This is a genomic window from Stenotrophomonas sp. MYb57 (assembly GCF_002966815.1).
GTDB classification, from domain to species: Bacteria; Pseudomonadota; Gammaproteobacteria; order Xanthomonadales; family Xanthomonadaceae; genus Stenotrophomonas; species Stenotrophomonas indicatrix.
The window spans coordinates 2,774,701-2,799,453 of sequence record NZ_CP023271.1 but is presented as its reverse complement, the minus strand read 5'-3'; the positions used below and the strand labels follow the sequence as shown (position 1 = coordinate 2,799,453).

Genomic DNA, 24,753 nt, shown 5'->3' with positions numbered 1-24,753 from the left:
TCAACAGCAACAGCCGAAGCAACAGCGGCATGCCGTGGGAGGGCGGTGCGATGTCGGATTGCGGGGACGCCGCAAGTACGTCCCTGTAGGCTCAGCCGCGCCATCCATGGCGCGGATGCCCCGCAATCCGACACCGCCCCGCCTTCGACAGGTTCCCGCTGACCAGTAGATCCACGCCATGCGTGGATGAATCTCCATTGGAAATCGAATATCTCGAAAAGCATCCACGCGTGGCGTGGATCTACTGGTCGACCAAGGTCGACACCTGCCAAGAGCAGGCCATGCCACCCCGCCATCCGACAGGAAACCAGCTGTTGCTGTTGAGCTTGCTGTTGAGCTTGCTGTTGAGGTTGCCGGCCAGCGGCCGGCACTACCCATGGGGTGCAGGGCGCAGCCCTGCCGACTATTCCGGCTCGCGCTGCACCTGGCGCCACAACTCGCTGGCCAGCGCACGCACCGCATCATCGGCATCGGCGCGATGCAGCAGGCCGATCTCGTAGTTGTCGACAAGGGGCAGGTCGCGCTGCCCATCGATGATGCGGTGTTCGCGGTTGACCGCGCGCCGTGGCAGCAGGCTGATGCCGATGCCGTCGGCCACCGCGCCCTGGATGCCGCTCAGCGAGGAACTGGTGAACGCGATGCGCCAGCGCAGGCCCAAGGCCTCGACGGCCTGGATCATCTCGTCGCGGTACAGCCCGCGCGGCGGGAAGGTGACCAGTGGCAGCGGGTCCTGCTGCAGGCTGCTGCTGCGCAGGCTGTCGATCCAGTGCATCGGTTCGCGCCGGCAGTGCACGGCCTGGCGGGTGTTGCGACGCTGCTTGACCAGCACCAGGTCCAGCTCGCCATGGTCGAAGCCATGGGCCAGATCACGGCTGAGGCCGCTGCTGATTTCCAGCTTGACCTGCGGGTGGCGGCGACTGAAGGCGGCCAGCATGCGCGTGGTCTGCGGGTTCACGAAGTCCTCCGGCACGCCGATGCGCACCGCGGTCTCCACGGTGGCGCCGGCCAAGGCCTGGGCCAGTTCCTCGTTCAGATCCAGCATGCGCCGGGCATAGCCCAGCAGGGTGTGCCCGGCGTCGGTGGGATGCACGTCGCGGTGGCCGCGTTCAAGCAGGCGGTGGCCGGCAAGCTCCTCCAGGCGGCGGATCTTCTGGCTGACCGTGGACTGGGTTGAATGCAGGCGGGTAGCCGCGGTGGTGAAGCTGCCACAGTCGGCGACCATCACCAGGGCCCGCAGCAGGTCCAGTTCGAACACTGTTCTATTCGATTTGGCACTGTCTTGCATTTGAACATTTCACTTCTGGATACCCGTGCCGACTTCTACCATGCAGGGCAGGGGCCGGCAATGGCCGGCGCCATTGCGCATGAGGAGAGTCACGATGCACCACCCTCGCTCCCGGCAGCGCCGTTCGGCATTGGCCCGCATGCTGCTGCTGTGCCTGCTGGCCATGGTCATCCCGGCGTGTACGGCGACTTCCCGAAGCGACGCCGATGCGCAGCTGCGCGATGCCGCCAGCCGCGGTGATGCCCGCGCCGTGCGCGAGGCACTGGATGCGGGTGCTGATCTGGAGGCGCGTGACGGCCAGGGCCGCACGGCCCTGCTGCTGGCCACCCACGGCAACAGCGTGGACGCGGCGCGGGAACTGATCGAGGCCGGTGCCGACGTCAATGCCAAGGACGCGATGCAGGACAGCGCGTACCTGTATGCCGGCGCGCGCGGCCTGGATGAGATCCTGGCGCTGACGCTCGCCCACGGTGCAGACCTGCGCAGCACCAACCGCTATGGCGGTACCGCGCTGATTCCTGCGGCCGAACGCGGCCACGTCGCCACCGTGCGTACGCTGCTGCGCGCCGGCGTGGCCGTGGATCATGTCAACCGCCTGCACTGGACTGCACTGCTGGAGGCGATCCTGCTTGGCGATGGCGGCCCGCGCCACGTGCAGATCGTACAGCTGCTGCTGGACGCTGGCGCCAACCCCGAGCTTGCCGATGGCGACGGCGTAACGCCGCTGGCGCATGCCAAGCAACGCGGCTACACCAACATCGAAACCCTGCTGCGCCAGCATGGCGCGACGCGCTGACACCCGCCCCTTCCACCCGCACGCTGCCGTGCCCACCAGGATGCCGTCCATGTTCCGTTCCCATCCGTTGTCCCTTGCCGTCCTTCTTGCCGTTGCACCGCTGTCGGCGTCTGCCGCCGAGCGCGCCGATCTGCTGATCCGCGACGCCACGGTGGTCGATGTCGAGCACGCACGCAGCGTGCCCGGGCAGAGCGTGGTCATCCGTGGCGAGGACATCGTCGCGGTCGGTCCCGATGCGCAGCTACGCAGCCAGTGGAGCGCCAGCCGGCAGATCGACGCCAAGGGCAAGTACCTGATTCCAGGCCTGTGGGACATGCACGTGCACTTCGGTGGTGGTCCGGCGCTGGTGGAAGAGAACAAGGCGCTGCTGCCGCTGTACATCGCTCATGGCATCACCACGATCCGCGATTGCTCAGGTGATCTTCCGCAGCAGGTACTGCAGTGGCGCGGCGACATCGCCAACGGCACGCTGTTCGGTCCGCGCCTGCTGACCTCCGGTGCGAAAATCGAAGGCATCAAGCCGGTCTGGAAGGGCACCATCGAAGTGGGAAGCAAGGCCGACGCGGACAAGGCGATCGAGCGCCTGCAGCACGACAAGGTCGACTTCGTGAAGATCACCGACAGCACGCTGACGCCAGAGCTGTTCCTGTACTCGGCCAGCGCGGCGCGCAAGGCGGGTCTCAAGGCCTCGGGCCACATTCCGATGGCGTTGACGGTGGAGCAGGCCGTGGATGCGGGCCTGGCCTCGATCGAGCATCTGGACTATGCCTTCAAGGCTGGCAGCAAGGACGAGGCGCAGATCGCCGCCGATTTCGGCGCCGGGCGCATCGATCGCGCCGAAGCCAACCGCCGGCTCGACGCCAGCTTCGATCGCGAAACCGCGCTGCATGCCTACCGTGATTTCGCCAAGCGTGGCGTATTCGTGACGCCGACCCTCAACGGTGGCCGCATCCTCGACTTCCTCGACCAGGATGACCACGCCAACGACCCGTATCTGGCCTATATCGGCCCGGGCCTGCGCGCGACCTACACCTGGCGCATCGAACGCGCGGCCAAGGCCACCCCGGCGCAGATCGAGGCGCGCCATGCGCAGTACCACCAGGTGGCTGCGGTGCTGCCGCTGCTGCAGGAAGCGGGAGTGACGATCATTGCCGGTACCGATGCTGGCTTCCTCAATTCGTTCAACTACCCCGGCATCGGCCTGCACCAGGAACTGCAGCTGTTCGTGAAGGAAGGCCTGAGCGCACCGCAGGCGCTGTCGGCCGCCACCCGTTCGGGCCCGGCCTGGTTCGGCCAGATGCAGCGCTATGGCGGCGTCGCCACGGGCAAGGCGGCCGATCTGGTGCTGCTGACCGCCAACCCGTTGCAGGACATCGCTGCCACCGAAAAGATCGACAGCGTGATCCTGCGCGGTGATGTGTACGATCGCGCGGCGCTGGACAAGATGCTGGCCGACACCAAGGCAAAGGTCGCTGCATGGAATGCCGTGGCGAAGTAGGACCACGCTTCGCAGTGATGCGGCCGGTAGCGCCTAGCGCGGTGCCGGCCGCATGCCATGCAGCTGCGGCAGCGTGGTTTTCATCGCATCGATGAAGGCGCGCAGGCGCAGCGGTTGCTGTCGCGCAGCGGGGAACACCAGATGCACCGGCAGCGGTGGTGCCTGCCAGTCCGCTAAAAGCTGCACCAACCGACCTTCGGCCAGATCCTCGGCCACCAGCCAGGCCGACACCACTGCGGCTCCCAATCCAGCACGTGCGGCCTGCTGCACCACGAACAGGTTGTCACTCAGCAGGCGCGGTGTGATCGACAGCGTGTGCGCACGGCCCTGCGCATCGTGCAGCAGCAGACGTTCGCGGTAGTAGGTGACCAGCGAGATCCACGGCAATGCCTGCGCCTGTTCGGGGGTGGTGATCGACTCCGCATCGGCCAGCGACGGTGCGGCCACGACAATGCGAGGTACTTCGGCCAGCGGCAGGGCAACGACGCGCGGTTCATCGACCGCGCCGACCCGCACCGCGCAGTCGATGCCTTCGGCGATGAAGTCCGGGCGGCGGTCCTCGAGGATCCACTCCAGGCTCAGTTGTGGATGCTGGGCCAGGAAGTCGAGCATGGTGGGCAGCAGCTGCGCCTGGCCGAACGCATGCGGCACCATCACCCGCAGGCGGCCGCTGAGCCTCTGTGTCTGCCCGTGCAGCTCGGCCTGCAGCGCTTCCCATTCGTCCACCACCCGCTGCGCATGGCGTTGGCAGCGCTGGCCGTCCTCGGTCAGCAGCAGGCCGTGGGTAGAGCGCTGCAGCAGGTGCAGGCCCAGCTGCCGTTCCAGGGCTTGAAGCCGACGGCTGACGGTGGGCTGGGTGGTGCCCAGCTGCACGGCGGCGGCCGAAAGGCTGCCGCTGTCGACGATGCGCAGGAAGGTACGCAGCAGGTCCAGGCGGTCGCCGCCCGATGCGAGGTCGTTCATGCGTATGGCGTATGTAAAGTATGTTGTTGAGCCTACTACAGACGCCTCGCGAATGTAGGCACGCTAGGCTCCAATTCTCTCCCTGGTGCCTTCCATGCCCGCTCCCTCGCTCTCAACTGTCGTCTCTGCGCCACGCGCTGCGCCCGCCCCATCACTGGTGCTGGCCATGGCCGCCGGAGCGGGCTTTTCGGTGGCCTCGCTCTATTACAGCCAGCCGATGCTGGGCCTGATCGCGCAGGATCTGGCTGCGGGCGAGCGTGCCGTAGGCTTGGTGCCGACGCTGACCCAGCTTGGCTATGCGCTGGGCATCCTGCTGCTGGCTCCGTTGGGCGACCGCTTCGACCGGCGCAACCTGATCCTGCTGAAGTCGGTGCTGCTGGCGGCGGCCCTGGGGGCGGCCGCCTTGGCCGGCCAGTTGCCGGGGCTTCTTGTTGCCAGCCTGCTGGTGGGGCTGATGGCCACGCTGGCACAGGACATCGTGCCGGCCGCCGCGGTGCTGGCACCGGATGCGCAGCGCGGGCAGGTGGTGGGCAGGGTGATGACCGGCCTGCTGCTGGGCATCCTGCTGTCGCGCGTGGTCAGCGGCGTGGTGGCCGAAGCCTGGGGCTGGCGCGTGCAGTTCGGCCTCGCTGCGCTTTCGGTGCTGGCGATGGGGGCGGTGATGGCACGCGCACTGCCGCACTTCGCTGCGACCAGTACGCTGCGTTATCCGGCGCTGCTGGGTTCGTTGCTGGCGCTCTGGCGTGAGCAGCCGCAGCTGCGCCGCGCCGTGGCCAGCCAGTCGCTGCTGGCGGTGGGCTTCAGTGCGTTCTGGTCGACGCTGGCGCTGATGCTGCACGCACGGCTGGGCCTGGGCAGTGCCGCCGCGGGTGCGTTCGGCATTGCCGGTGCTGCGGGTGCATTGGCGGCACCGGTTGCCGGTCGTTTTGCAGATCGGTTGGGCAGCCCTGCAGTCGCGCGGTTGGCGATTGCCGTCGCCTTGGTTGGCTTTGCGCTGTTGCTGGTTGATTCGTGGCTGCCGGCCGTGGCGCTGCTGCCGTTGCTGGTGGTCAGCGCGCTGCTGTTCGACTTCGGTTTCCAGTCGGCGCTGGTCGCGCACCAGACCCTGGTCTACGGCCTGGTGCCGCCGGCGCGCAGTCGCCTCAATGCACTGCTGTTCACCGGCATGTTCATCGGCATGGCTGGCGGCGGTGCGTTGGGCAGCCTGGCGCTGGCGCAGTGGGGTTGGCACGGCGTGGCGTGGCTGGCGACGATCTGCGCCGGTGGCAGCCTGCTGATCCGTCTTCGTTGAGGGTGGCTCGGCAGGGCTGCGCCCTGCACCTGCTGTAGTGCCGGCCGCTGGCCGGCAACCTCAACCTCAATCTCAACAGCAACAGCAACAGCAACAGCAACAGCGGGTATTCCGTGGGGGCGGGGCGGTGTCGGATGGCGGGGACGCCGCAAGTACGTCCTTGTAGGCTTGGCAGCCGCATCCATGCGGCTGACACCCCGCAATCCGACACCGCCCCGCCTTCGACAGTTGTCCGGTGTCTGTTGGTCCATCTGTGCTTCGCTTGGATCAAATCCAATCGAAATCGAATATTTCGACAATTGATCGAAGAGCATCCACGCATGGCGTGGATCTACGTGTCGACCAAGGTCGACACCCACCAAGAGCAGGCCATGACATTCCGACAGATCGCGGGAAATTGTCGGAGGCGGGGAGGGGACAGATGGCGGGGGCGTGAGCGCCATGGATGGCGCGACCGAGCTTACATGGACGTACTTGCAGCGTCCCCCGCCATCTGTCCCCTCCCCGCCATCCCAAGGAATGCAGGCTTTTGCTGTTGCTGTTGCTGTTGCTTCGGCTGTTGCTGTTGCTTCGGCCTCTGCGGGTGCAGGGCGCAGCCCTGCCGAAGACCCTTCACTCCTGACCGGTGTCATCCAGGCTGATGATTCCGCGACGCAGTGCCTGGGTTACCGCGTGGGTCCGGTCGCCAACGCCCAGTTTTTCCATCAGGCTCTTCATGTGTGCCTTCACCGTCTGCTCGGAAATCTGCATGCGTTCGCCGATGCGCTTGTTCGACAGGCCGCCGGCCACGTGGCGCAGCACTTCGGTTTCGCGTGGCGACAGCCGGTCTTCCACTACGTGCGCGGCGATGCTGGCCGCCACTTCCGCCGGTATCGGTGCGCGACGGCCACTGGCCACGGTGCGGATGGTGGCCACCAGTTCGTGGCGCAGCATGTCCTTCAGCAGGTAGGCGCTGGCACCGGCCTGCAGCGCGCGCACGGCGCGCACGTCGCCGCGGTAGGTTGTCAGCACGATGATGCGTGCGCGGGGATCGATCGCACGGATCCGCACGATTGCTTCCACGCCATCCATGCGTGGCATCTGCAGGTCCATCAGCACTACATCCGGGCGCAACTGCTGGTAGCAGGCAAGAGCCTCCTCGCCGTCGGCTGCTTCGCCGAGCAGGCGCAGGTCGGCATGTGCGCCGAGCAGTGCGGCCAGGCCATCGCGCAACAGCGGATGGTCATCAACCACCAGCACGCCGATGGGAGGAAGGGATTCAGTCATGGGAGGTTCTGCTCCAGGGCCAACGCCAGCGCGGTGGATGTCGGTGATACAAGCGACGGGCCGGCACGGACAGCGCGACTTCGGTGCCCAGGCCGGGGCGTGTCCACAACTGCAGCTCCGCACCCAGCCGTTGTGCGCGCTCGCGCATGCCCTGCATGCCCCAGTGTCCGCCGCCGGCATTGTCATTGGCGATGCCGACGCCATCGTCGCGCACATGCAGCAGGAAGCAGCGCGTGCCGTAGGACAGTTCCACTTCGATGGCACTGGCCTGCGCATGCCGCAGCGCGTTGCGGATGGCCTCGCGCCCGATCAGGAACACTTCCTCGGCGGCTTCGGCCTGCAGCGGCGGCGGGGTGCCTTCCATGGTCAAACGCAGTGGATTGGTGCCTTGGCCTGCATATTCGGCATGCACGTCGGCCAGTGCAGAGGCGAGATCGCGGCCGGCAAACGGTGCGTCGCGCAGCGCGTTGACCCGTTCCCGGCCTTCGGCCAGATTGCGCTCGGCCAGCAGCATCGCCGATTCCAGCTGGGTGCGTACCGGCTCTGGTGTCTGTGCCGACTGGCTGATGGCGTGCAGGCGCAGGATGAGTCCCTGGCTACCCTGCAACAGGGTGTCGTGCAGATCGCGCGCAATGCGCTCGCGCTCGCCGTTGCGTTCCTGCAGGCGGGCGCGGAACAATGCCGCCAGCTGCCGGCTGCGGACCCGCACGGCCAGCGCCAGCGCAGCCATCACCACGCAGACGCACAACAGTTTGAACCAGGCAGTCTGCAGGAACGTCGGTGCGATGTGGAAGCTGCGACTGGCTGGCGTGCTGCTCCAGATGCCATCTTCGTTGGCTGCTTCCACCTCGAAGCGGTAATGGCCCGGCGCGAGGTTGGTGTAATAGGCGCGCGTGCTCGCGCCGGCCTCCTGCCAAGCGTCGTCCACGCCGGACAGTCGGTAGCGGTAGCGGTTGCGCTCGGGCCGCGCCAGCGACAGCGCGACATAGTCGATCTGCAGCTGGGTAGTGCCGGCCGGCAGGCGCAGTCCCTCCTGCAACGGGGCCTGGGTACTGCCATACAGCACGTCACCGATGCGCACGCCAGGCGCCATGGTGTTGATGTGCGACTGCCGCGTGTCCAGCCACGCCAGGCCTTGATTGGTGGCAAGCCACAGCAGGCCATCAGCCGCCAGTACCGCAGTGGGGATGGGGCCGCTCTGCAGGGCGATGCCCGGCATGCCGTCAACCGCGTCGAACAGGCGGGGAGCTATCGCCTGGTCGTTGCGCAGCGCGCTGCGCAGGGTGGCAACCTGCAACCGCACCAGGCCGCGGCTGCCATTGAGCCAGAGCAGCCCGTTCGCATCGGCGACCATGCCGGTGATGCCTTCCAGCATGCCGGCCATGTCGGTGCGCACCGGCAGGAAGCGGCCGTTGCCGAAACGCGCGGCCAGGCCGGCCTCGCCGGCGACCAGCAGCAGATCCTTGTGCTGCAGCAACGCGGTTACCGGGCCTACCGACAGTCCTTCGGTGGCGCCGAAGGTGTTGACCGTGCCGCCGTGCAGGCGGCGCAGGGTGCCATCGGCGTAGCCCAGCAGCAGCGCACCGTCATCGGTACGCGCCAGCGACGAACAGGCCTGCTCGGGAAGCCGGGTTTCGCGACGCCAGCGGTTGTCCGTGTAGTGCAGCACCGCGCGTTCGCCGGCGCAGGCCCAGGCCTGGTCCGCATCGGCAAACAGCAGGGCGTGCAGTGGCTGCCCGGTGAATGGTGCCGGCAGCGGTATGAGGGTGGTGTGGCCGCTGACGGTGCGCGCCAGATTGATCCAGTCGAACTGCCATGCCGGAGTGGGTGCCTGCCGTGCCGCGGCCTGCAGCTGCGCAGCGCTGCCGCCCAGCAGCGGACGACGCAGGTCGAACAGCTTCAGGTCTTCGCCATAGCCATACACCCGGCCATCACTGGCGCGTACCAATGACCGGTACGGATCGGTAGGGCCCACGGACAAGGTCTGCACGCTGTGCGCACGGAAGCGGTTGAGGCCGAGGTTGGTGCCTACCCAGATGTTGCCTTCGCGATCGGCAAGGACCGGCACTGCCGACGTCGCGGTAAGTCCCTGCGCGGCATCGAAGCGCTCCATGCGCACAGCCTGTTGGCCGTCGAAGGTGACCCGGGCCACGCCACCGTGCGGGCTGAGCGTGGCCCACAGGGCCCCGTCGGCCGTGAACTGCAGACGCGAGGCGACCAGCCCGGGCAGCCGCCGTGCTTCACGTTCCTCGGCGGGCAACAGGCCATGCGCGTTGGCCAGCGGCGACGTGCCGCGCACGCGGTCGGCCAGCCAGACTTCGCCGCGCGGGCTCTCGACCAGCGAGGCCATCTGCGAGACCGCGATGCCGGTGGCTTCGAAGCGGGCCGCGCCAGGAGGGCGACGCCATATCTGCAGGTCCGCCAGCACCCAGAATGTGCCGTGGCGGTCCTGCAGCACCCATTGCACGCGTCTCTGCGGCAGGCCGAAGGAAGCCGGCGGCTCCTGCCAGCGATGTCCATCGAACCAGCGCAGGCCGCCATTGACGGCAGCCCACAGGCGGCCGTTGCGGTCATGCGCGAAGCGGGGGACAACACCCACCGGCACGCCCTGCGGGCGGCCGAAGCTGCGCAGGCGTTCCTGCGTGAACTGGCTGATGCCTGCCTGGAAGTAGCCGATCCACAGGCCACCATCGCCGCCATCGAGGCCGAGGGTAACCATGTTGGTGGAGGGAAAACGGGTGCCCGCCGGTGCGGCCTGCCGCTCGAAACGCCGGCCGTCGAAGCGGTACAGGCCCGAACCCGTCGCCAGCCACAACATGCCCTGGCGGTCCTGGACGATATCCCAGATATCCCCCGGGGCGCCCTGGCCGACGCGCCAGGCGGTGTGCTGATAGCCGGGCATGCCATCGCTCACTGCGGGTTGCTGCACGGCGAAGACGGGCAGGGCAGTCAACAACAGCAGGCACGACAGCAGCGCCGGCAGGCGACGCAGGAAGGGGAAGGGGCGGCCACGCATGCGGTCATTCTGGCAGGTGCGGGGCAGGCCGGGGTGACCCGTTCGGGGTAGGCGTACCGCTTCGGTGTCCGCTATCACGCCGTGATGGATGACGGAGCCCGGCGATGCAGCGCTTGTATGTGATGTTCCCTGATCGCGGCCCCGGACTGGGATTGCTGTGGCTGCGCCTGTGCGTGGCAGGAGGGCTGTTGGCGGGCGGAAGCCCGGCCGGTGCGCCGGGACTGATGTGCCTGGCGGCGATCGGCCTGCTGCTGCCTGGGCTGCTGACCCCGCTGGCGGTGCTGCTGGCGGTGCCGGGGTTGTACGGGCAGGGCGCGGCGCTGCCCTGGCTGCTGCTGCCGTTGGCCCTGCTCATGCTGGGGCCGGGCGCGTATTCGCTGGATGCGCGGTTGTTCGGCCGCCGCCTGCTGCAGCGCCGGCCCCCCCCGAATGGGTGAGCGCCGGCCTCGACCGACGGGGGTAGGGCGATTGCAGCCGGCGGCACACCATGGGTATTCCCGTCGCGGCGCTCCTTCATGGCTACCGTCCAGCCTCCTGCCCTGTCCGCAACCACGTTGGCACCGCACCAGTCGGCTGCCCTGCAGCGTGCGCTGCGCTACATCGACGAGCACCTGTCGCAGCCGCTGCGGGTGACCGAGCTGGCTGCCGTTGCCTGCGTAAGCCGGTTCCATCTGGTGCGGTTGTTCCGCATGGGTACCGGCGCCAGTCCGCTGCGTTACGTGCGCCGTCGGCGCATCGAACGCGCCACGCAGCTGCTGCCGACGGCCGCGCAGTCGATGACCTGCCTGGCCCAGCATCTTGGCTTCTTCGACCAGAGCCACTTCGTCCGCAGCTTCCGCGCCGAGACCGGCTGCAGTCCCGGCCAGTACCTGGCCGATGGCGCGGCACGTTCCCAGCCCCCTGTTGTTTCCTCCACCGGAGTCCACCCATGAGCCTCGCCACCGCCACCCCCGCCAAAGCACTGCTGTCACCGGCCGACCACGCCCTGATACTGATCGACTACCAGTCGCAGATGGCATTTGCCACCCACACCATCGACATCTCCGCGCTGCGCAACAACGTGTCGTTGATCAGCAAGGGTGCCAAGGGTTTCAACGTGCCGGTGCTGCTGACCACGGTGGCCGAGAAGTCGTTCTCCGGCCCGATGTTCCCGGAGCTGCCGGCGATCTTCCCCGGCCAGGCGGTGTTCGATCGCACGTCGATGAACACCTGGGAAGACCAGCCGGTGATCGATGAGGTGAACCGCATCGGCAAGCGTCGGCTGGTGCTCGCCGGCTTGTGGACCAGTGTGTGCATCGTCGGCCCGGCGCTGTCGGCGCTGGAGCAGGGGTTTGAGGTCTACGTGATCACCGATGCCTGCGGCGATGTGAGCGAAGAGGCGCACGAACGTGCGATCGCCCGCATGGTGCAGGCCGGTGCCGTGCCGATCACCAGCGTGCAGTACCTGCTGGAACTGCAGCGCGACTGGGCGCGTGCTGAAACCTACGACCTGACCACCGGCATCGCCCGTGACCATGCGGGTGGCTATGGCGTCGGCATCCAGTACGCCAAGACCATGTTCGGCGCGCAGGAAGGCGGGCACTGAGCGTGCGCGATGGCCATGGCCTCGACCTGGCCTTGTTGATCCTGCGGGTGGCGGCGGGAGGATTCCTGCTGCCGCATGCGCTGGGCAAGTTGTTCGGCTGGTTCAACGGGCCGGGCCTGGCAGGTTTTGCCGGCGAACTGCGTGGCTTCGGTCTGCCGTCGTCGGCGCCGCTGCCACTGCTGCTGGCGCTGCTGCAGGTGGTGGCCGGTAGCGCTGTGATGCTGGGCTGGCAGGCCCGGATCGCCGCGCTTGTCGCTGCCGCCTTCATCGCCTTCACCGCCCTGCTGGCGCTGCGCAACGGGTGGTTCTGGATGCGCGGCGGGGCCGAGTATCCGTTGTTGTGGACGCTGGCACTGCTGGCCATCGCCCTGGCCGGGCCCGGTGCATGGGCGGTGGATGGTCTGCTTCTTTCTGGAGACATCGCGTGAACAACGAACCTCTCGATCCTGGCCGCCGCAATGTGGTGCTGGCCACCAGTGCCGCGCTGGCGCTGGGCCTGGCTGGCGGTACCGCCGCGGCCATCCAATCCCCTTCCAAGGAGCGTCGCATGAGCACACTGGTCATCCGCAATGCACGCATCACCACGCTTGATCCGCAACAGCCGCATGCGCAGGCACTGGCCGTGCAGAACGGCCGCATCGTTGCCGTGGGAAGCGACGAGGACATCATGCGCGGTTGGGGCAGCGAAGCCACGATCGTCGATGCGCAGGGGCGGCGCATCGTGCCCGGACTCAATGACAGCCACACCCACCTGATCCGCGGTGGCCTGAACTACAACCTGGAACTGCGCTGGGATGGCCTGCGTTCACTGGCCGATGCGATGGCCATGCTGAAGGCGCAGGTTGACCGCACGCCCGCGCCGCAGTGGGTGCGCGTGGTCGGTGGATTCACCGCGACCCAGTTCACCGAAAAGCGCCTGCCGAGCCTGCAGGAGCTGAACGACATCGCTCCGGATACGCCGGTGTTCCTGCTGCACCTGTACGACCGCGCGCTGCTCAATCGCGCCGCGCTGCGTGCCTGTGGCTATACCAAGGAAACGCCGGACCCGCCCGGCGGGCAGATCGTGCGCGATTCGCTGGGCAACCCGACCGGCCTGCTGCTGGCCAAGCCGAATGCACTGATCCTGTATGCGACCCTGGCCAAGGGGCCGAAGCTGCCGGTCGAGTACCAGGCCAATTCAACCCGCCATTTCATGCGCGAGCTGAACCGCCTGGGCATCACCTCGGTGATCGACGCCGGAGGCGGTTTCCAGAACTACCCCGAGGACTACCAGGTCATCGAGCAGCTGCATCGCGATGATCAGCTGACCGTGCGCATCGCCTACAACCTGTTCACCCAGAACAAGGGCAGCGAGGTCAGCGATTTCCGCGGCTGGAGCGAGATGCTGCAACCGCGCCAGGGCGATGACCTGCTGCGCCACAATGGTGCCGGTGAGATGCTGGTGTTCTCCGCAGCCGACTTTGAACTGTTCAACGAGCCGCGACCGGAACTGCCACCGGAACTTGAGCCGGAGCTGCACGATGTAGTGAAGCTGCTGGTGGAGAAGCGCTGGCCGTTCCGCATCCATGCGACCTACGACGAAAGCATCAGCCGCATCCTGGACGTCTACGAGCAGGTCAACCGTGAGGTGCCGTTCGATGGCCTGCACTGGTTCATCGACCATGCCGAGACCATCACCCCGCGCAACATCGAGCGTATCCGTGCACTCAACGGCGGCATCGCCGTGCAGCACCGCATGGCCTACCAGGGCGAGGCATTCGTGCAGCGCTATGGCGTGCAGGCGGCGCGGCACACGCCACCGGTGAAGCGGATGCTGGCTGAGGGCGTGCCGGTCGGCGCCGGCACCGATGCTACCCGCGTGGCCAGCTACAACCCGTGGGTGGCGCTGTCGTGGCTGGTGACGGGACGCACCGTCGGCGGCCTGGCCCTGTACGGTGATGAGAACCTGCTGGAGCGCGAGCAGGCCCTGCGCCTATGGACACAGGGCAGCGCCTGGTTCTCCGGCGACGAAGCGGTGAAGGGCACGCTGAAGGTGGGCCAGCTGGCCGACTTCATCCTGCTGTCGTCCGACTTCTTCCGCGTCGATGAGCAGCAGATCGCCGACATCACCAGCCTGCTGACCGTGGTGGGTGGCCGCATCGTGCATGGCGACGGCGACTACGCCGGGTTGGCGCCGCAGCTGCCTCCGGCGATGCCGGACTGGTCGCCGGTGAACCGCTTCGGTGGTTACCACGTCGGTGGCGGGGCGACCGGGTTGGCTGCGGCGCACCGTCATCACCACCATGGTGTGGCCTGCAGCACCCACGGTGCGCATGGCCACGCGGTTCGTCATCCGGCGCCAACCGACGACCTGACCGCGTTCTGGGGCGCGATGGGGTGTTCGTGCTTCGCGTTCTGACCCTGGCATCGCTGGTGTTGCCGTCGTTGGCGCTGGCCTGCGACGGTGGTGCCTGTACCACGGTTGGCGACGGCCAGTTGCAGTGGGATGCATCGCTGCGCCTGCGTGGCATGTACTACGCCCCGACCCGGTTTGGCGTCGGTGCTGGCGACGATGGCTACGGCCTGCTGCGTGCGCTGGCTTCTGCCTCCTTCGCGCAGGGTGGTTGGCAGGCGAAGCTGCAGCTGGGTACGCATGCCGAGCGCGGGAAGGCCGGTGGCCCGGGTCGTACCGATCGCGGCGCGCTGGACGTGCAGCAGGCGTACTGGCGCTGGTCCGGCGCTGGCATGCACGTGCAGCTGGGCCGGCAGGAAGCGGGCTATGGCAGCTCGCGCCTGTTGTCGGTGCGCGACGGGCCGAACATTCGCCTGGCCTTCGATGGTGCGCGGGTGGGGTGGCAGGGCAGGCTGGGCGCACTGGACCTGATGGCGCTGCGCCCGGTCGAGAACCGCCCGGGTGCTTTCGATGACCGCGGTGAGGGCGGTGCACACCTGCTCGGTGCGTATGCGACCACGGCCAAGGGCGCTGGCATCAGCCAGTGGGACCTTTACCTGCTCGACTATCGTCGCGAGGGCGCGCGCTTCGCCGCGGGCAGCGGCACCGAGCGGCGGCAGACCCTGGGCGCGCGCTGGTTCGGCCAGTCGGGTGCGCTGGACTGGAATACCGAACTGGTGGCGCAGGGCGGTGAACTGCGGGCGGTGACCGGCGATCTGGACATCCGCGCCTGGACCCTCGCCACCGATACCGGTTGGCGCTGGAGCGCGCTGCCGCTGCAACCGCGCCTTGGCCTGAAGGCCGACATTGCCAGCGGCGACGCAGACCCGGGTGATGGTCGGCTGGGTACGTTCAATGCGTTGTTTCCCAAGTCCGCCTATTTCAGCGAAGCCAGCCTGTTGGCACCGGCCAACCTGATGGATCTGCAACCGACACTGGCACTGCGCCTGCATGAGGCGGTGACCACCGAGCTGGGGGTGCAGCTGGCGTGGAAGCATCGGCGCGCCGATGCGGTCTATACCACGCCGGCACCGTTGGCAGCGTTGCCCGGCAGTGCCGGAGGCGCACGCCGCATCGGTACCCAGTACAAATCCGAAACCCGCTGGCAGGTCAATGACCACTGGCAATGGCAGCTGCAGCTGGCCTGGGTCGACGCGGGTCCTGCACTGATGCAGGCCGGCGGCCGGGACACGCTGTTCGCCTCAATCGTTGGAGCTTGGCAATGGTGAACGCATCGGCGTCACAACACTCCCCGCAGGTCGATGGCGCATGGTCGCCGTTGAAGATCCGCATGTTCCGCTCGATCTGGCTGGCGATCCTGGCCAGCAACATCGGCACCTGGGTCAACGACGTGGCTGCGGCCTGGGTGATGGCCGAACGCACCGGTTCGGCGCTGATGGTCGCGCTGGTGCAGTCGGCCACCACCGTGCCGATCGTGCTGTTGGCGCTGGCGGCCGGGACCCTGGCCGACATCGTCGACCGCCGCAAGTACCTGCTGTTCACCCAGGGCTGGATGCTGCTGGTGGCGGCAGCGACCGCCGTGCTCACGGCATTGGACCTGCTGACGCCGCAGCTGCTGGTGCTGCTGACCTTCTGCATGGGCTGCGGTGCGGCGATGGCCATGCCGGCACAGGCCGCGATCGTCTCCGAGCTGGTTCCGCAGCCGATGCTGGCCTCGGCCGTGGCACTCAACTCCATCGGCATCAACATTGCCCGTTCCATCGGGCCGGCCATCGGCGGGGTGATCGTGGCCCAGCTGGGTGCGGTGTGGGCCTTCGGGTTCAACGCCATCACCTTTGCCGCCATGCTGTTCGTGGTGTGGGGCTGGAAGCGTGATCCGAAGGTGTCCAGCCTGCCGCCCGAAGGGTTCGGCGCTGGCCTCAAGGCGGGCCTGCGCTATGCCAGCCGTGCCGGCCGCCTGCAGGCGGTACTGATCAAATCGGCCGGCTTCTTCTTCTTCGCCGCGGCGATGAACGCGATGCTGCCGGTGGTGGTGCGCGGGCAGATGCAGGGCGGAGCGGGGCAGTACGGCGTGCTGCTGGGTTGCATCGGTATCGGTGCGGTGGGCGGTGCGCTGCTGCTGCCGAAGCTGCGGGCCAGGCTTGACCGCGACCTGCTGGTGCTGCTGGCCACCTTGTCGCTGGCAGCAAGCCTGGCCGGCCTGGCGCTGACCCGCAGCTGGTACGTGCTGCCGCTGGTGATGCTGGTCAATGGCTTTGCCTGGATCACCGTACTGTCCTCGTTGCAGATCGCAGCGCAGACGGCGGTGCCGGCCTGGGTGAGGGCGCGTGCGCTTGCCCTGTACATCATGGTGTTCTCGGCCGGCATGGCGGCCGGTGGCCTGAGCTGGGGCGCACTGGCGCAGCGCACATCGCCCGAGCTGGCACTGCTGGTGGCTGCTGCAGGTGCGGTCATCGGCGGCCTGCTGGTGTGGCGGGTACGCATTGCAGGCGCCGAAGATCTGAACCTGAGTCCGGCCGGGCACTGGCCCGCACCGGAACTGTCGGTGCCGGTGTCGAATGATCGCGGACCGGTGCTGGTGACCATCGAATATCGCATCGATGCCGCCGACCGCGCCGCGTTCCAGGCGCAGATGCGCACGCTGGGAACGATCCGTCGACGCGATGGCGCCGTGGTCTGGGGCGTGGTCGAAGATGTGGCAACCCCGGGCATCCATCTGGAGTATTTCGTCGCAGCGTCGTGGTTGGAGCACCTGCGCCAGCATGAACGCATCACCGCCGACGACAAGGCGATCCAGGAGGCGCTGCGCGCGCTGCATCGCGGCGAGCGCGCGCCGGTGGTGCGTCACTTCGTTGGCGGCCATGATCCATTGCCGGCGGCGGCGCCGCATCACCACAGCGATATCTGATGGTCCCGTGATGGAGCTGGCCGCTGGCCGGCTCCAGGGCAGGAGCGGCGGCGCACGGGCGCCGCCGCGATACGTCATCTGCGTGCGAATGCCAGCAGGTCGGCGTTGAACTGATCGGCATGGGTCAGGGTGAGGCCGTGCGGTGCACCGGCGTACACCTTCAGTTCTGCGTTGCGGATGATCTGCGAGGACAGCTTGGCCGAAGCATCGAAGGGCACGATCTGGTCGTCATCGCCATGCAACACCAGAGCCGGCACGTCGATCTTCTTCAGGTCGTCGGTGTAGTCCACCTCCGAGAATTCGTGGATGCAGTCGTACTGGCCTTTCACGCCGCCCAGCATGCCCTGCAGCCAGAACGAATCACGCATGCCTTCGGTGACGCTGTTGCCATCACGATTGGCGCCGAAGAACGGCGTGGCCAGATCCTTGAAGAACTGCGAACGATCGCCACCGGTGCCCTTGCGGATGCCGTCGAACACTTCCAGCGGGGTGCCGGCCGGATTGCCTTCGGTCTTCAGCATCAGCGGCGGCACCGCGCCGACCAGCACCACCTTGGCCACGCGCTTGCTGCCATGGCGGCCGATGTAGTGCGCCACTTCGCCACCGCCGGTGGAATGGCCGACCAGGATCGCGTCCTTCACGTCCAGCGCATCCAGAACGGCAGCAAGGTCATCGGCGTAGGTGTCCATGTTGTTGCCGTCCCAGGTCTGGCTGGAGCGGCCATGGCTGCGGCGATCATGGGCGATCACGCGGTAGCCGTTCTGGCCCATGAACAGCATCTGCGGGTCCCAGGCATCGGACGACAGTGGCCAGCCATGGGCGAATACGACAGGCTGGCCGGTGCCCCAGTCCTTGTAGAAGATGCGGGCGCCATCATTGACGGTCACGAAATTGCTCATTGCAGGTTCCTTGGCGAAAGGGAGGGAAGACGCCTGCGGGTTGGCCGGCGCCTGCGGCAGTACAGCGCACGATGGGCGATGTGCATTGCACGGCTGTGCCGGATTGGCGTGGTCGTCACGCTGACGCGACTCGCTCTGGCGGCAGGCCGGTGCTGATGGCAACCATGGCCATCGGACGCGTGAGGGCCAGTCATGAAGATGCCGGGATGGGGAGTGCTGCCTGCATTGCTGTTGGCTGCTGTCGCGATGGCACAGACCAACGTGTACAAGTGCACCGGAGGTGAGCATCCGGTCTACCAGCAGACGCCCTGCCAGGGACGCGCGGAGTGGCGCTGGGAAGTGCCCGGTGCCGAGTCGAAGGCACGCGGGCCCACACCTGCAGTCGTGCAGCCTGCCCGCAGCGGTAGCAGGCGGACGTCACGGCGCGGGCGCGCACAGGGCGCGCTGATATCGATCACGGCTGACCCGCGTGGCTGCGAGCGGGCGCGCCAGCGGCAGGTGGCAGCGCTGGCCAGGCCGCGCAGGCTCGACTACCTGCAGCGCAGGCAGCTGGATGACGCGGTACGCGAGGCCTGTCGTTGAGCACAACGAAAAACGGCACCCGAAGGTGCCGTTCTGGTCTACAGGCCCGGAAGACCTCAGCGGCCGTCGCTGGCGGCGGCCGGTGCCGTCGCCGCATCCGGCTTGGGCAGGCTCAGCTCCGGGTTGCCCTGTTCGGCCTGCAGGATCTGGATCCGTCGCTGCAGCGCATCGAGCTGGCTGTTGGTGCTCTGCACGTCGGTGCTCAGGCTGACCGCCTGCTGCTGGGCCTGCTGCAGCGCTGCGCTGACCTGCGCCGACTGCGCCTGCTGCTGTTCCATTTCCTGCTGCAGGGTGCGCAGGCGTTCTTCGTTGTAGGCCACCAGGCGCTCGGTGTAGCGCTTGCCGGCTTCCAGCCGGGTGGTGTCGATGTAGACCTGCGCCAGCTGTTCGGACTGCTGCGCGAAGGTGCGGTAGACACGCTCGGCGTTGTCGACGGCATCGGTCTTGATCACCCGCCAGAAGTTCTTCTCCTGGAACAGGGCCACGTAGTAGGTCAGGGTATTGGCGTTGAACAGCAGGCTGGCGCCGTAGTTGCCGTTGTAGGTGGTACGCAGCTCGGTGAGCTGCTGCGCATCCATCAACTGCTTGAGTTCGTCGACGGTGTTGCGTACCACCGGTGCGGCCTTGGCCGGCTCCACCGTGGCAGTGCGATCGCCACGTGCGGCCAGCGCCGACGGCGCCACCACCATCATGGCCACGGCCAGCAGTGCTGCGCCGCGCCGATACCGGGCGAAGACGGTGCCCCCTGAAGTTTCTCGCATGTCTAGACCATCCACGGATGTAGTGTGGGTTGAGTTGAATGTGGTTCCCCGCCGCGAGTCTAGCATGGGCGCGGACGCCGCCAACCGGTGCCCGCGCGGGTCAGAAGACCAGCTGCGCCGAGCTGCACTGGATCGACTGCATGCTGACATCGGTGCGGCCCAGTTCCAGCCCGAGCAGGCTGGCCAGGGTGTTGGTCAGCAGGGTGCCGACGCTGTTGAGTACGGGCTTGAGCGCCGCCAGCACCGGGTTCAGCAGCGCACACAGCAGGCCACTGCAGGTGACGTTGTTGCCGGGGGTGGTCACGCCGCCGCCGTTCTGCCCATCCAGGAATCCGGCCGGGGCGGTCTGGATGTAGGACGCCAGGTTGGTGCGCACGCAGCCGTTGTAGTCGATCAGGTTGCCCAGCAGGCTGTCGCAGCGGTTGATCAGCAGGCCGCCGACCAGCGAGCCCAGCAGGCCGTCGAGCAGGCCCAGGCCCTGGCCGGTCACGGTGGCGCGGTAACCGGCCCAGACCGATCCATCTTCCCAGCAGGTGCTCAGGCCAATCAGGCAGGGCTTGGGTACGCCCTTGGTAACGGTCCAGTTGCCCAGCGGTGCGAGGTTGCGTGACGGATCGCCATCGCGCAGCAATGGAATCACCTGGTCCACGTTGTAACGCCCGCCGCTGGGGAAGGCCGCCTGCAGGTAACGGTCGGCCAGAGCCTTGGCCGTGTCATTGGCGCTCATGCCCTGCTTGGGTGAACTGAGCATGCCCGACAGCACCCGCAGCAGTTCGTTGACCAGGTCTGACACGGCGGTGCCGACGGCCAACGGGTTGATCCGGGTCGAGCCGGTCTGGCCTGCGGCCAGGGTCAGGCTCTGCGTGCTGGTCAGTGCCGGCAGGGTGACCTTGTCGTTGATCAGGGGCTGCCCCAGAAGCTTCAACAGCTGCTCGTTCTGCAGGGTCGCGTCACAGACGTTGCTCTTGGAGAAGCGATCGGCCGCGTTGACCTTGCCGACGCAGGCGCGCAGTACCGAGGAATCGACCTGGACGGTGGCCGTCGGCGGCGCCGCACCGCACTGGATGCTGGTCAGTGTCCCCATCGCATTGGCCACATCCACGTGCAGTGGCAGATGCAGGCGGGTGCCGAGCAGGTTCAGCAGCGGACCAATCGCGAACAGGCGGTCGCTGTCGACGTCCACCATCAGCCGCACCTGCGCGTTGTAGGCGCGTGCGCCGACGCCACCGATGGCGATCGACGGCGGCTCCACCACGCCGGCCTTGACGTCGATGCCCAGCAGGTTCAAGCCCTGCACCTGCACACCATTGCCATCGTTGGCGATCGAGATCGCGGCGGTGACAAGATCCAGCACGTTGACCCTCGATTCCAGTGCGCTGCCGATGGTGCCGTCCGGTGAGATCACCTGCGCGAACAGGCCGCCGCCGCCGTTCTGGCTGCCCAGCAGAATGTTCAGCTGGTTGATGTCCAGCCGCGTGCCGACCAGGTTGGACAGCGCCTGCAGCTGTACGCCGACGGCGGTCTCGCGGCCCACCACCGTGGCAGTGGCATTGACCAGCTGTGCCAGTGATATGCGGTTGACCGACAGCAGCCGGTTGAAGTCGGCCACGCTGAGGTCGGCGGTGACCGGGATGCCCAGTGCCGCCAGCAGCCCCGACGGGGTGACGGTGGCCTGTGCCAGGCCGTCGTAGGACAGAATTGTTGCGTTGGTGACGTCCAGGCCGACCAGCCGAAGGGTCGCCATCAAGGGGGAGTTGCCATTGGTGCGCAGCAGCTGCGAACCCACTGCAAACACGGCGGTGGGTTCCGAACGCTTGGCCACCGCCTGCACGCGCAACGTGGGCAGCCCGCTGTTCTGGCCGAAGAACGGCAGAACGCCGCGTTCGGCAATGACCCGCACCGCGTTGCGTGGATTGCCTGCGTCCACGCTTGGGCTGAAGTGGTCAGCCGTTCCGCGGGTGGCATTCCAGTTGCCACACTGGATCTGCACCTGCCCAGGGAAGGTGTTCTGTGCGAGCGCATTCTGCCGGGCCGCGCTGTTGTCGGCGTTGTCGGGCCGGCACAGGTCCAGCCGTTGTGCGCCTGCCAGCGCAGCCAGATCGACCACCTTCTGCGCATCGCGCTTGGCCCAGAACAGGAAGCCGATCTCGATCAGGCCGAGCATGGCCAGCAGCGCGATCATCACCAGCATCATGGTGACCGACATACCGCCGCGCGGGCGACTGAAGCTGATGTGGCGTGCTCGGTTCATGGCGGGCCTCAGCGTCCGGATCGGGAGGATCCTGCGGACTTGGCGACGTCGGTTTCGAAGAATTGCGGAATGTCGTACTGGAAGCTCTTCAGGTAACGCGCGTAGCTGGATGTGGCCTGGTCGCCGAGGATCGGCAGGCGGGCACCGGCCACCTCGCCGGACGCTTGCAGGCGGAACAGGCTGCGAGTGGTGTCACCGATCTGCGAGGTGTTGGGCTGCAACTGCGTACCGCCGAAATCAGGCTTGGTTTCAGGGGCTGCGGGGGCTGCGATGGGCGCTGCGGCTGGTGGCGGCGATACGTCCACGGTAGCCAACGGCTCGCTGTGCAGGGGAGCGGCTGCCGGCGCGGGCGCGGCACCACCCAGCATCTGCCCGGTCAACGGTTGCTGCGGCGTCTGCGCCTGCACAACCGCAGCGAAAGACAAGCCGGCAAGCACCGGCAGCAGGCAGCGGATCAGCGGCGTCGAGGTCATGGCGTGTTCCCTGTGGGATGGTCGGTGGAGCCGAAGCGTTCCAGCATCGAGGGCGGCAGTCGTGGTGGGTCGCGTTCGTCGCGGCCATCGCGGCGCGGTTCGGCGGCCAGGCGTGGGCCTGCGTTGGCGGGGGTGGCAGCTACCGAAGCAACTGGCCGTGCCGCTGCCGCCGCTGCAGCAGTGGCAGCGGCCTGGCGTTGCTGCAGCCGCGCGCGGATCTGCTGCGCCTGCTGTTCCACGCTGCGGCGGGTCTCCTCGCTGAAGCTGGCCTGCTGGGCCAGCCGTTCGACGGTGGCAGTGTCGCCACGCAATAGCGCCCACAGGGCAAGATTGGCGGTGGCCTTGGCATTGCCTGGCGACAGTTCCAGCGCCTTGGCCAGTGGCTCGCGTGCCTGTTCGAAGCGGCCGGCACGAAGCCGTGCATAGCCCAGGTCGCCGAGGTAATCGGTGTTCAGCGGGCTCAGCTGGGTGGCACGTGCCAGCGCCTGTTCGCCACCCTGGTCGTCGTCGCGGAGGGCAGCGATCAGGCCCATGCCGTGTGCAGCGGCCGCGGCCTGCGGGCCATTGCCGAGCTCGCGGTACAGCGCCAGCGCCGCATCGATCTGGCCGGTCTGGCGCAGTGCGTCGGCCTGCAGCAGGCGCAGTGCCGGGGTATCGCCGTAGCGCTGGCGGAACGCATCCACGTGCGCCAGCGAAGCGTACCAGGCGCCCTGCTGCTGCATCCGCTGGATCAGTTCCAGGTAGGCGTTGCGGCTGTCCTGCGGGGCCGGCGTCGGCTCGGCCAGGCTCGGCGCACGCAGGTACTTCGGCGTGGTGGAGCTGCAGCCGGCAGCAGCGGCAACCAGGGCAAGCAACAGGCAGGCAGGGCGCAGGACAGGCATGAAGGTCATCCCATTTTCGACAAGGTAGTGGCCAGCGCGACCAGCGCCGGTCCGGCCAGCACCAGCATCAGTGCCGGCAGCAGGGTCAGCATCATCACCACGGTCATCTTCACCGAGAGCTTGCCGACCTTTTCCTTCAGCGCGTTGCGGCGCTGCTCGCGCAGGCGGACGCTGAACTGGCGCAGCGGTTCCTGCACGGCACCGCCGTGGGCGTGCACCTGCAGGATCAACTGCACAAGGCTGGACAGATCGTCATCGCCGTACACATCGCTCAGCCGGCGCAGCGACTGCGCGCGCGTGCGCCCATGGGTGTAGGACACATTCGCTTCCTGGATTTCCCCACCCAGCACCGGCAGTGCGTCGCGCAGCTTGTCGCCCAGTGTCTGCAGGCTCTGATCCATGCTGTAGCCCACGCCCTGCAGCAGGCGCAGCAGGTCGATCAACAGCGGCAGCTCATTGTTCACCGCGCGTCGCCGCCGCTTGACCCACGCACTGAGCGCGAACTTCGGCAGCAGCAGGCCAGCAGCCAGCGCGCCGATCACCACCATGATCCTCGACAACCCCGTGGCGTCACTCAGCGTCAGCGCAATACCCAGTACCAGCACCGCCAGCAGCAGCCGCAGGCCGAGGTAGATGGCGGTGCCGCGGCGGGTGTTCCAGCCGGCCAGGTCCAGCAGCAGGCGATCCTCACCGGCCAGCAGCGCCGCTTCCAGGCGTCCGCCGCTCAGTCCGCGGCCGAACTGCTCCAGCCAGCCGAGTGAATCCTTGCGTGCGTCGGCCGCTGTGTCGTCGCTTTCGCGCGGACGCAGCGCTGTCTTCAACGTGGCCTCGCTGCGGTCCTCGCGATGGCTGCGCACCCAGCTGCCAAGCCCCAGCAGGGCCACGCCGGCGGCCAACACCAGCAGGGCAGCCACGAACCAGATGCTGGCGCTCATTGGATGCCTCCTGCGTGGTCGGGGATGTTCATAGTGATTTGGCCAGGCGGTACAGCAGGAAGGCGCCGGTCAACTCCAGCGCCAGCGCGATCAGCAGGATCTTGTGGCCCAGTGGGTCGTGCAGCACCGGCTGGAAGAACTCGGGGCTGGAGATCGCCATCAGCACTGCGCTGGCCGGTGGCAGAAGGCCCAGTACCCACGCCGACATGCGGGTTTCAGAAGTGGTTGCGGCCAGTTCCTGCTGCGCCTGTTCCAGGTCACGCATGAAGTCGCCCATGCGCTGCAGGATCTGGTCGGCACGGCCACCGATGCGCACGCTGACGCCCATCACCACCGCCAGCACCTTCAGCACGTCCATGCGGTAGGGCTGTGCTGCCAGGTTGAGCGCACGGTCAAGGTCCATGCCGCCACGTGCATAGCGCACCGTGGTGTCGAGCAGGCCGCGCAGCGGCGCGTTGGTCTGCATCGACGCGACCTGGAAGGCGGCCTGCAGGCTGTTGCCGAGCGCGGTGAGGCGCACCAGGTTGTCGAGGAAGTCCGGCAGCTGGTGCAGCAGCTGCGCCTGCAGCTTGCCGATACGGCGCATCAGCCACAGCCAGCAGCCCAGCAGGTACAGCAGCAGGGTCAACGGGAACATCCAGAAGGTGCCCAGGCGCAACACCGCGAACGCGGACAGGGCGATGCCCGGCAGCAGCATCAGCAGCGGCAGCTTCCAGCCCGGTGCCAGGCCGGCACGCTGCAGCAGCCCGTTCCAGGGCAGGGCGCGGCGACCCGGCGCAGGCAGCGGCGCCTGCCGTGCTGCATCGGCCGGCGCGGCGGCAGCGCCGGTGCCGCGCGCCAGCTGCTGCTCGGCATGCTGCAGCGAGGCCTGGCGCTGTTCGCGGCTGCTGGCCGTCCCCCACAGCCACACCGCCAGCGCCAGCAGCACCGACACGATGCTCAGCACACCCAGCAGCAGGCCGGTACCCATG

The 24,753-nt window shown here is 67.6% G+C and carries 22 protein-coding genes; 11 read left to right on the top strand and 11 right to left on the bottom strand.

Annotation, left to right across the window (positions count from 1 at the left end; genetic code table 11):
* Window positions 1–403: 403 nt before the first annotated feature.
* Window positions 404–1,285, bottom strand: coding sequence for a LysR substrate-binding domain-containing protein (locus tag CLM74_RS12830; RefSeq protein WP_032975274.1), 882 nt, complete (start codon window positions 1,283–1,285; stop codon window positions 404–406).
* Window positions 1,286–1,379: 94 nt separating this feature from the next.
* On the opposite strand from CLM74_RS12830, the gene CLM74_RS12825 reads away from it, so the two are divergent.
* Complete coding sequence (locus CLM74_RS12825) at window positions 1,380–2,081, top strand: ankyrin repeat domain-containing protein (RefSeq protein ID WP_032975275.1); 702 nt, start codon at window positions 1,380–1,382, stop codon at window positions 2,079–2,081.
* A 49-nt stretch (window positions 2,082–2,130) separates the two neighbouring features.
* Window positions 2,131–3,579 (top strand): amidohydrolase family protein, encoded by a 1,449-nt coding sequence (locus tag CLM74_RS12820; protein ID WP_105164250.1) that lies wholly within the window; start codon window positions 2,131–2,133, stop codon window positions 3,577–3,579.
* A gap of 33 nt (window positions 3,580–3,612) precedes the next feature.
* Here CLM74_RS12820 and CLM74_RS12815 read toward each other — a convergent pair whose 3' ends face one another.
* Complete coding sequence (locus CLM74_RS12815; RefSeq protein WP_105164249.1) at window positions 3,613–4,542, bottom strand: LysR family transcriptional regulator; 930 nt, start codon at window positions 4,540–4,542, stop codon at window positions 3,613–3,615.
* A gap of 94 nt (window positions 4,543–4,636) precedes the next feature.
* Between CLM74_RS12815 and CLM74_RS12810 the strand changes: the two genes are divergently transcribed.
* Window positions 4,637–5,833, top strand: coding sequence for an MFS transporter (locus tag CLM74_RS12810; protein ID WP_105164248.1), 1,197 nt, complete (start codon window positions 4,637–4,639; stop codon window positions 5,831–5,833).
* Window positions 5,834–6,445: 612 nt separating this feature from the next.
* Here CLM74_RS12810 and CLM74_RS12800 read toward each other — a convergent pair.
* Both CLM74_RS12800 and CLM74_RS12795 read right to left on the bottom strand, forming a co-directional pair.
* Complete coding sequence (locus tag CLM74_RS12800) at window positions 6,446–7,099, bottom strand: response regulator transcription factor (RefSeq protein ID WP_025878524.1); 654 nt, start codon at window positions 7,097–7,099, stop codon at window positions 6,446–6,448.
* Window positions 7,092–10,115: a sensor histidine kinase gene (locus CLM74_RS12795; protein ID WP_105164246.1), complete on the bottom strand. Its 3,024-nt coding sequence runs from the start codon at window positions 10,113–10,115 to the stop codon at window positions 7,092–7,094. Before CLM74_RS12795 ends, CLM74_RS12800 begins: the two co-directional genes overlap by 8 nt.
* A 104-nt stretch (window positions 10,116–10,219) precedes the next feature.
* Here CLM74_RS12795 and CLM74_RS12790 point away from each other — a divergent pair, with 104 nt between their 5' ends.
* From CLM74_RS12790 to CLM74_RS12760, 7 genes are all read left to right on the top strand, one after another.
* Window positions 10,220–10,552, top strand: a complete 333-nt coding sequence (locus CLM74_RS12790; protein ID WP_088100172.1) for a hypothetical protein — start codon at window positions 10,220–10,222, stop codon at window positions 10,550–10,552.
* A gap of 78 nt (window positions 10,553–10,630) precedes the next feature.
* Complete coding sequence (locus tag CLM74_RS12785) at window positions 10,631–11,047, top strand: AraC family transcriptional regulator (protein ID WP_025878527.1); 417 nt, start codon at window positions 10,631–10,633, stop codon at window positions 11,045–11,047.
* Window positions 11,044–11,700: a hydrolase gene (locus CLM74_RS12780; protein ID WP_032975283.1), complete on the top strand. Its 657-nt coding sequence runs from the start codon at window positions 11,044–11,046 to the stop codon at window positions 11,698–11,700. Before CLM74_RS12785 ends, CLM74_RS12780 begins: the two co-directional genes overlap by 4 nt.
* A 2-nt stretch (window positions 11,701–11,702) precedes the next feature.
* Entirely contained in the window at window positions 11,703–12,128 is a 426-nt protein-coding gene (locus CLM74_RS12775) for a DoxX family membrane protein (protein ID WP_025878529.1), read from the top strand.
* 119 nt (window positions 12,129–12,247) lie between these two features.
* Entirely contained in the window at window positions 12,248–14,098 is a 1,851-nt protein-coding gene (locus CLM74_RS12770) for an amidohydrolase (RefSeq protein WP_199776100.1), read from the top strand.
* Window positions 14,077–15,360, top strand: a complete 1,284-nt coding sequence (locus CLM74_RS12765; RefSeq protein WP_105164244.1) for an alginate export family protein — start codon at window positions 14,077–14,079, stop codon at window positions 15,358–15,360. The genes CLM74_RS12770 and CLM74_RS12765 overlap by 22 nt, the downstream gene beginning before the upstream one ends.
* Window positions 15,354–17,000: an MFS transporter gene (locus tag CLM74_RS12760; protein ID WP_105164243.1), complete on the top strand. Its 1,647-nt coding sequence runs from the start codon at window positions 15,354–15,356 to the stop codon at window positions 16,998–17,000. The genes CLM74_RS12765 and CLM74_RS12760 overlap by 7 nt, the downstream gene beginning before the upstream one ends.
* Before the next feature lie 74 nt (window positions 17,001–17,074).
* Here CLM74_RS12760 and CLM74_RS12755 read toward each other — a convergent pair whose 3' ends face one another.
* Window positions 17,075–17,899, bottom strand: a complete 825-nt coding sequence (locus CLM74_RS12755) for an alpha/beta hydrolase (protein WP_105164242.1) — start codon at window positions 17,897–17,899, stop codon at window positions 17,075–17,077.
* Window positions 17,900–18,097: 198 nt separating this feature from the next.
* Between CLM74_RS12755 and CLM74_RS12750 the strand changes: the two genes are divergently transcribed.
* Entirely contained in the window at window positions 18,098–18,481 is a 384-nt protein-coding gene (locus tag CLM74_RS12750; RefSeq protein WP_105165018.1) for a hypothetical protein, read from the top strand.
* Between the two features lie 56 nt (window positions 18,482–18,537).
* Here CLM74_RS12750 and CLM74_RS12745 read toward each other — a convergent pair whose 3' ends face one another.
* From CLM74_RS12745 to CLM74_RS12720, 6 genes are all read right to left on the bottom strand, one after another.
* A complete protein-coding gene (locus CLM74_RS12745; RefSeq protein WP_025878535.1) occupies window positions 18,538–19,242 on the bottom strand; it encodes a DUF2968 domain-containing protein in 705 nt (234 codons plus the stop codon).
* Window positions 19,243–19,342: 100 nt separating this feature from the next.
* On the bottom strand, window positions 19,343–21,493 hold the full coding sequence (locus CLM74_RS12740; RefSeq protein WP_025878536.1) for a TadG family pilus assembly protein: 2,151 nt from the start codon (window positions 21,491–21,493) through the stop codon (window positions 19,343–19,345).
* Window positions 21,494–21,501: 8 nt separating this feature from the next.
* A complete protein-coding gene (locus CLM74_RS12735; protein ID WP_025878537.1) occupies window positions 21,502–21,966 on the bottom strand; it encodes a DUF3613 domain-containing protein in 465 nt (154 codons plus the stop codon).
* The gene (locus CLM74_RS12730) at window positions 21,963–22,847 is read right to left on the bottom strand and encodes a tetratricopeptide repeat protein (RefSeq protein ID WP_105165017.1); all 885 of its coding nucleotides are present in this window, start codon (window positions 22,845–22,847) and stop codon (window positions 21,963–21,965) included. The genes CLM74_RS12735 and CLM74_RS12730 overlap by 4 nt, the downstream gene beginning before the upstream one ends.
* A gap of 5 nt (window positions 22,848–22,852) precedes the next feature.
* Complete coding sequence (locus tag CLM74_RS12725) at window positions 22,853–23,782, bottom strand: type II secretion system F family protein (protein ID WP_033831344.1); 930 nt, start codon at window positions 23,780–23,782, stop codon at window positions 22,853–22,855.
* Between the two features lie 28 nt (window positions 23,783–23,810).
* Window positions 23,811–24,752: a type II secretion system F family protein gene (locus tag CLM74_RS12720; protein WP_059064414.1), complete on the bottom strand. Its 942-nt coding sequence runs from the start codon at window positions 24,750–24,752 to the stop codon at window positions 23,811–23,813.
* Between the last annotated feature and the right edge of the window lies 1 nt (window position 24,753).

Coding starts and splice junctions, on each gene's coding strand:
- CLM74_RS12785 (WP_025878527.1), top strand. CDS start 10,631: ATGGCTACCGTCCAGCCTCCTGCCCTGTCCGCAACCACGTTGGCACCG.
- CLM74_RS12730 (WP_105165017.1), bottom strand. CDS start 22,847: ATGCCTGTCCTGCGCCCTGCCTGCCTGTTGCTTGCCCTGGTTGCCGCT.
- CLM74_RS12795 (WP_105164246.1), bottom strand. CDS start 10,115: ATGCGTGGCCGCCCCTTCCCCTTCCTGCGTCGCCTGCCGGCGCTGCTG.
- CLM74_RS12750 (WP_105165018.1), top strand. CDS start 18,098: ATGCCGGGATGGGGAGTGCTGCCTGCATTGCTGTTGGCTGCTGTCGCG.
- CLM74_RS12820 (WP_105164250.1), top strand. CDS start 2,131: ATGTTCCGTTCCCATCCGTTGTCCCTTGCCGTCCTTCTTGCCGTTGCA.
- CLM74_RS12755 (WP_105164242.1), bottom strand. CDS start 17,899: ATGAGCAATTTCGTGACCGTCAATGATGGCGCCCGCATCTTCTACAAG.
- CLM74_RS12780 (WP_032975283.1), top strand. CDS start 11,044: ATGAGCCTCGCCACCGCCACCCCCGCCAAAGCACTGCTGTCACCGGCC.
- CLM74_RS12760 (WP_105164243.1), top strand. CDS start 15,354: ATGGTGAACGCATCGGCGTCACAACACTCCCCGCAGGTCGATGGCGCA.
- CLM74_RS12740 (WP_025878536.1), bottom strand. CDS start 21,493: ATGAACCGAGCACGCCACATCAGCTTCAGTCGCCCGCGCGGCGGTATG.
- CLM74_RS12815 (WP_105164249.1), bottom strand. CDS start 4,542: ATGAACGACCTCGCATCGGGCGGCGACCGCCTGGACCTGCTGCGTACC.
- CLM74_RS12735 (WP_025878537.1), bottom strand. CDS start 21,966: ATGACCTCGACGCCGCTGATCCGCTGCCTGCTGCCGGTGCTTGCCGGC.
- CLM74_RS12830 (WP_032975274.1), bottom strand. CDS start 1,285: ATGCAAGACAGTGCCAAATCGAATAGAACAGTGTTCGAACTGGACCTG.
- CLM74_RS12800 (WP_025878524.1), bottom strand. CDS start 7,099: ATGACTGAATCCCTTCCTCCCATCGGCGTGCTGGTGGTTGATGACCAT.
- CLM74_RS12745 (WP_025878535.1), bottom strand. CDS start 19,242: ATGCGAGAAACTTCAGGGGGCACCGTCTTCGCCCGGTATCGGCGCGGC.
- CLM74_RS12825 (WP_032975275.1), top strand. CDS start 1,380: ATGCACCACCCTCGCTCCCGGCAGCGCCGTTCGGCATTGGCCCGCATG.
- CLM74_RS12810 (WP_105164248.1), top strand. CDS start 4,637: ATGCCCGCTCCCTCGCTCTCAACTGTCGTCTCTGCGCCACGCGCTGCG.
- CLM74_RS12790 (WP_088100172.1), top strand. CDS start 10,220: ATGCAGCGCTTGTATGTGATGTTCCCTGATCGCGGCCCCGGACTGGGA.
- CLM74_RS12725 (WP_033831344.1), bottom strand. CDS start 23,782: ATGAGCGCCAGCATCTGGTTCGTGGCTGCCCTGCTGGTGTTGGCCGCC.
- CLM74_RS12770 (WP_199776100.1), top strand. CDS start 12,248: ATGAGCACACTGGTCATCCGCAATGCACGCATCACCACGCTTGATCCG.
- CLM74_RS12720 (WP_059064414.1), bottom strand. CDS start 24,752: ATGGGTACCGGCCTGCTGCTGGGTGTGCTGAGCATCGTGTCGGTGCTG.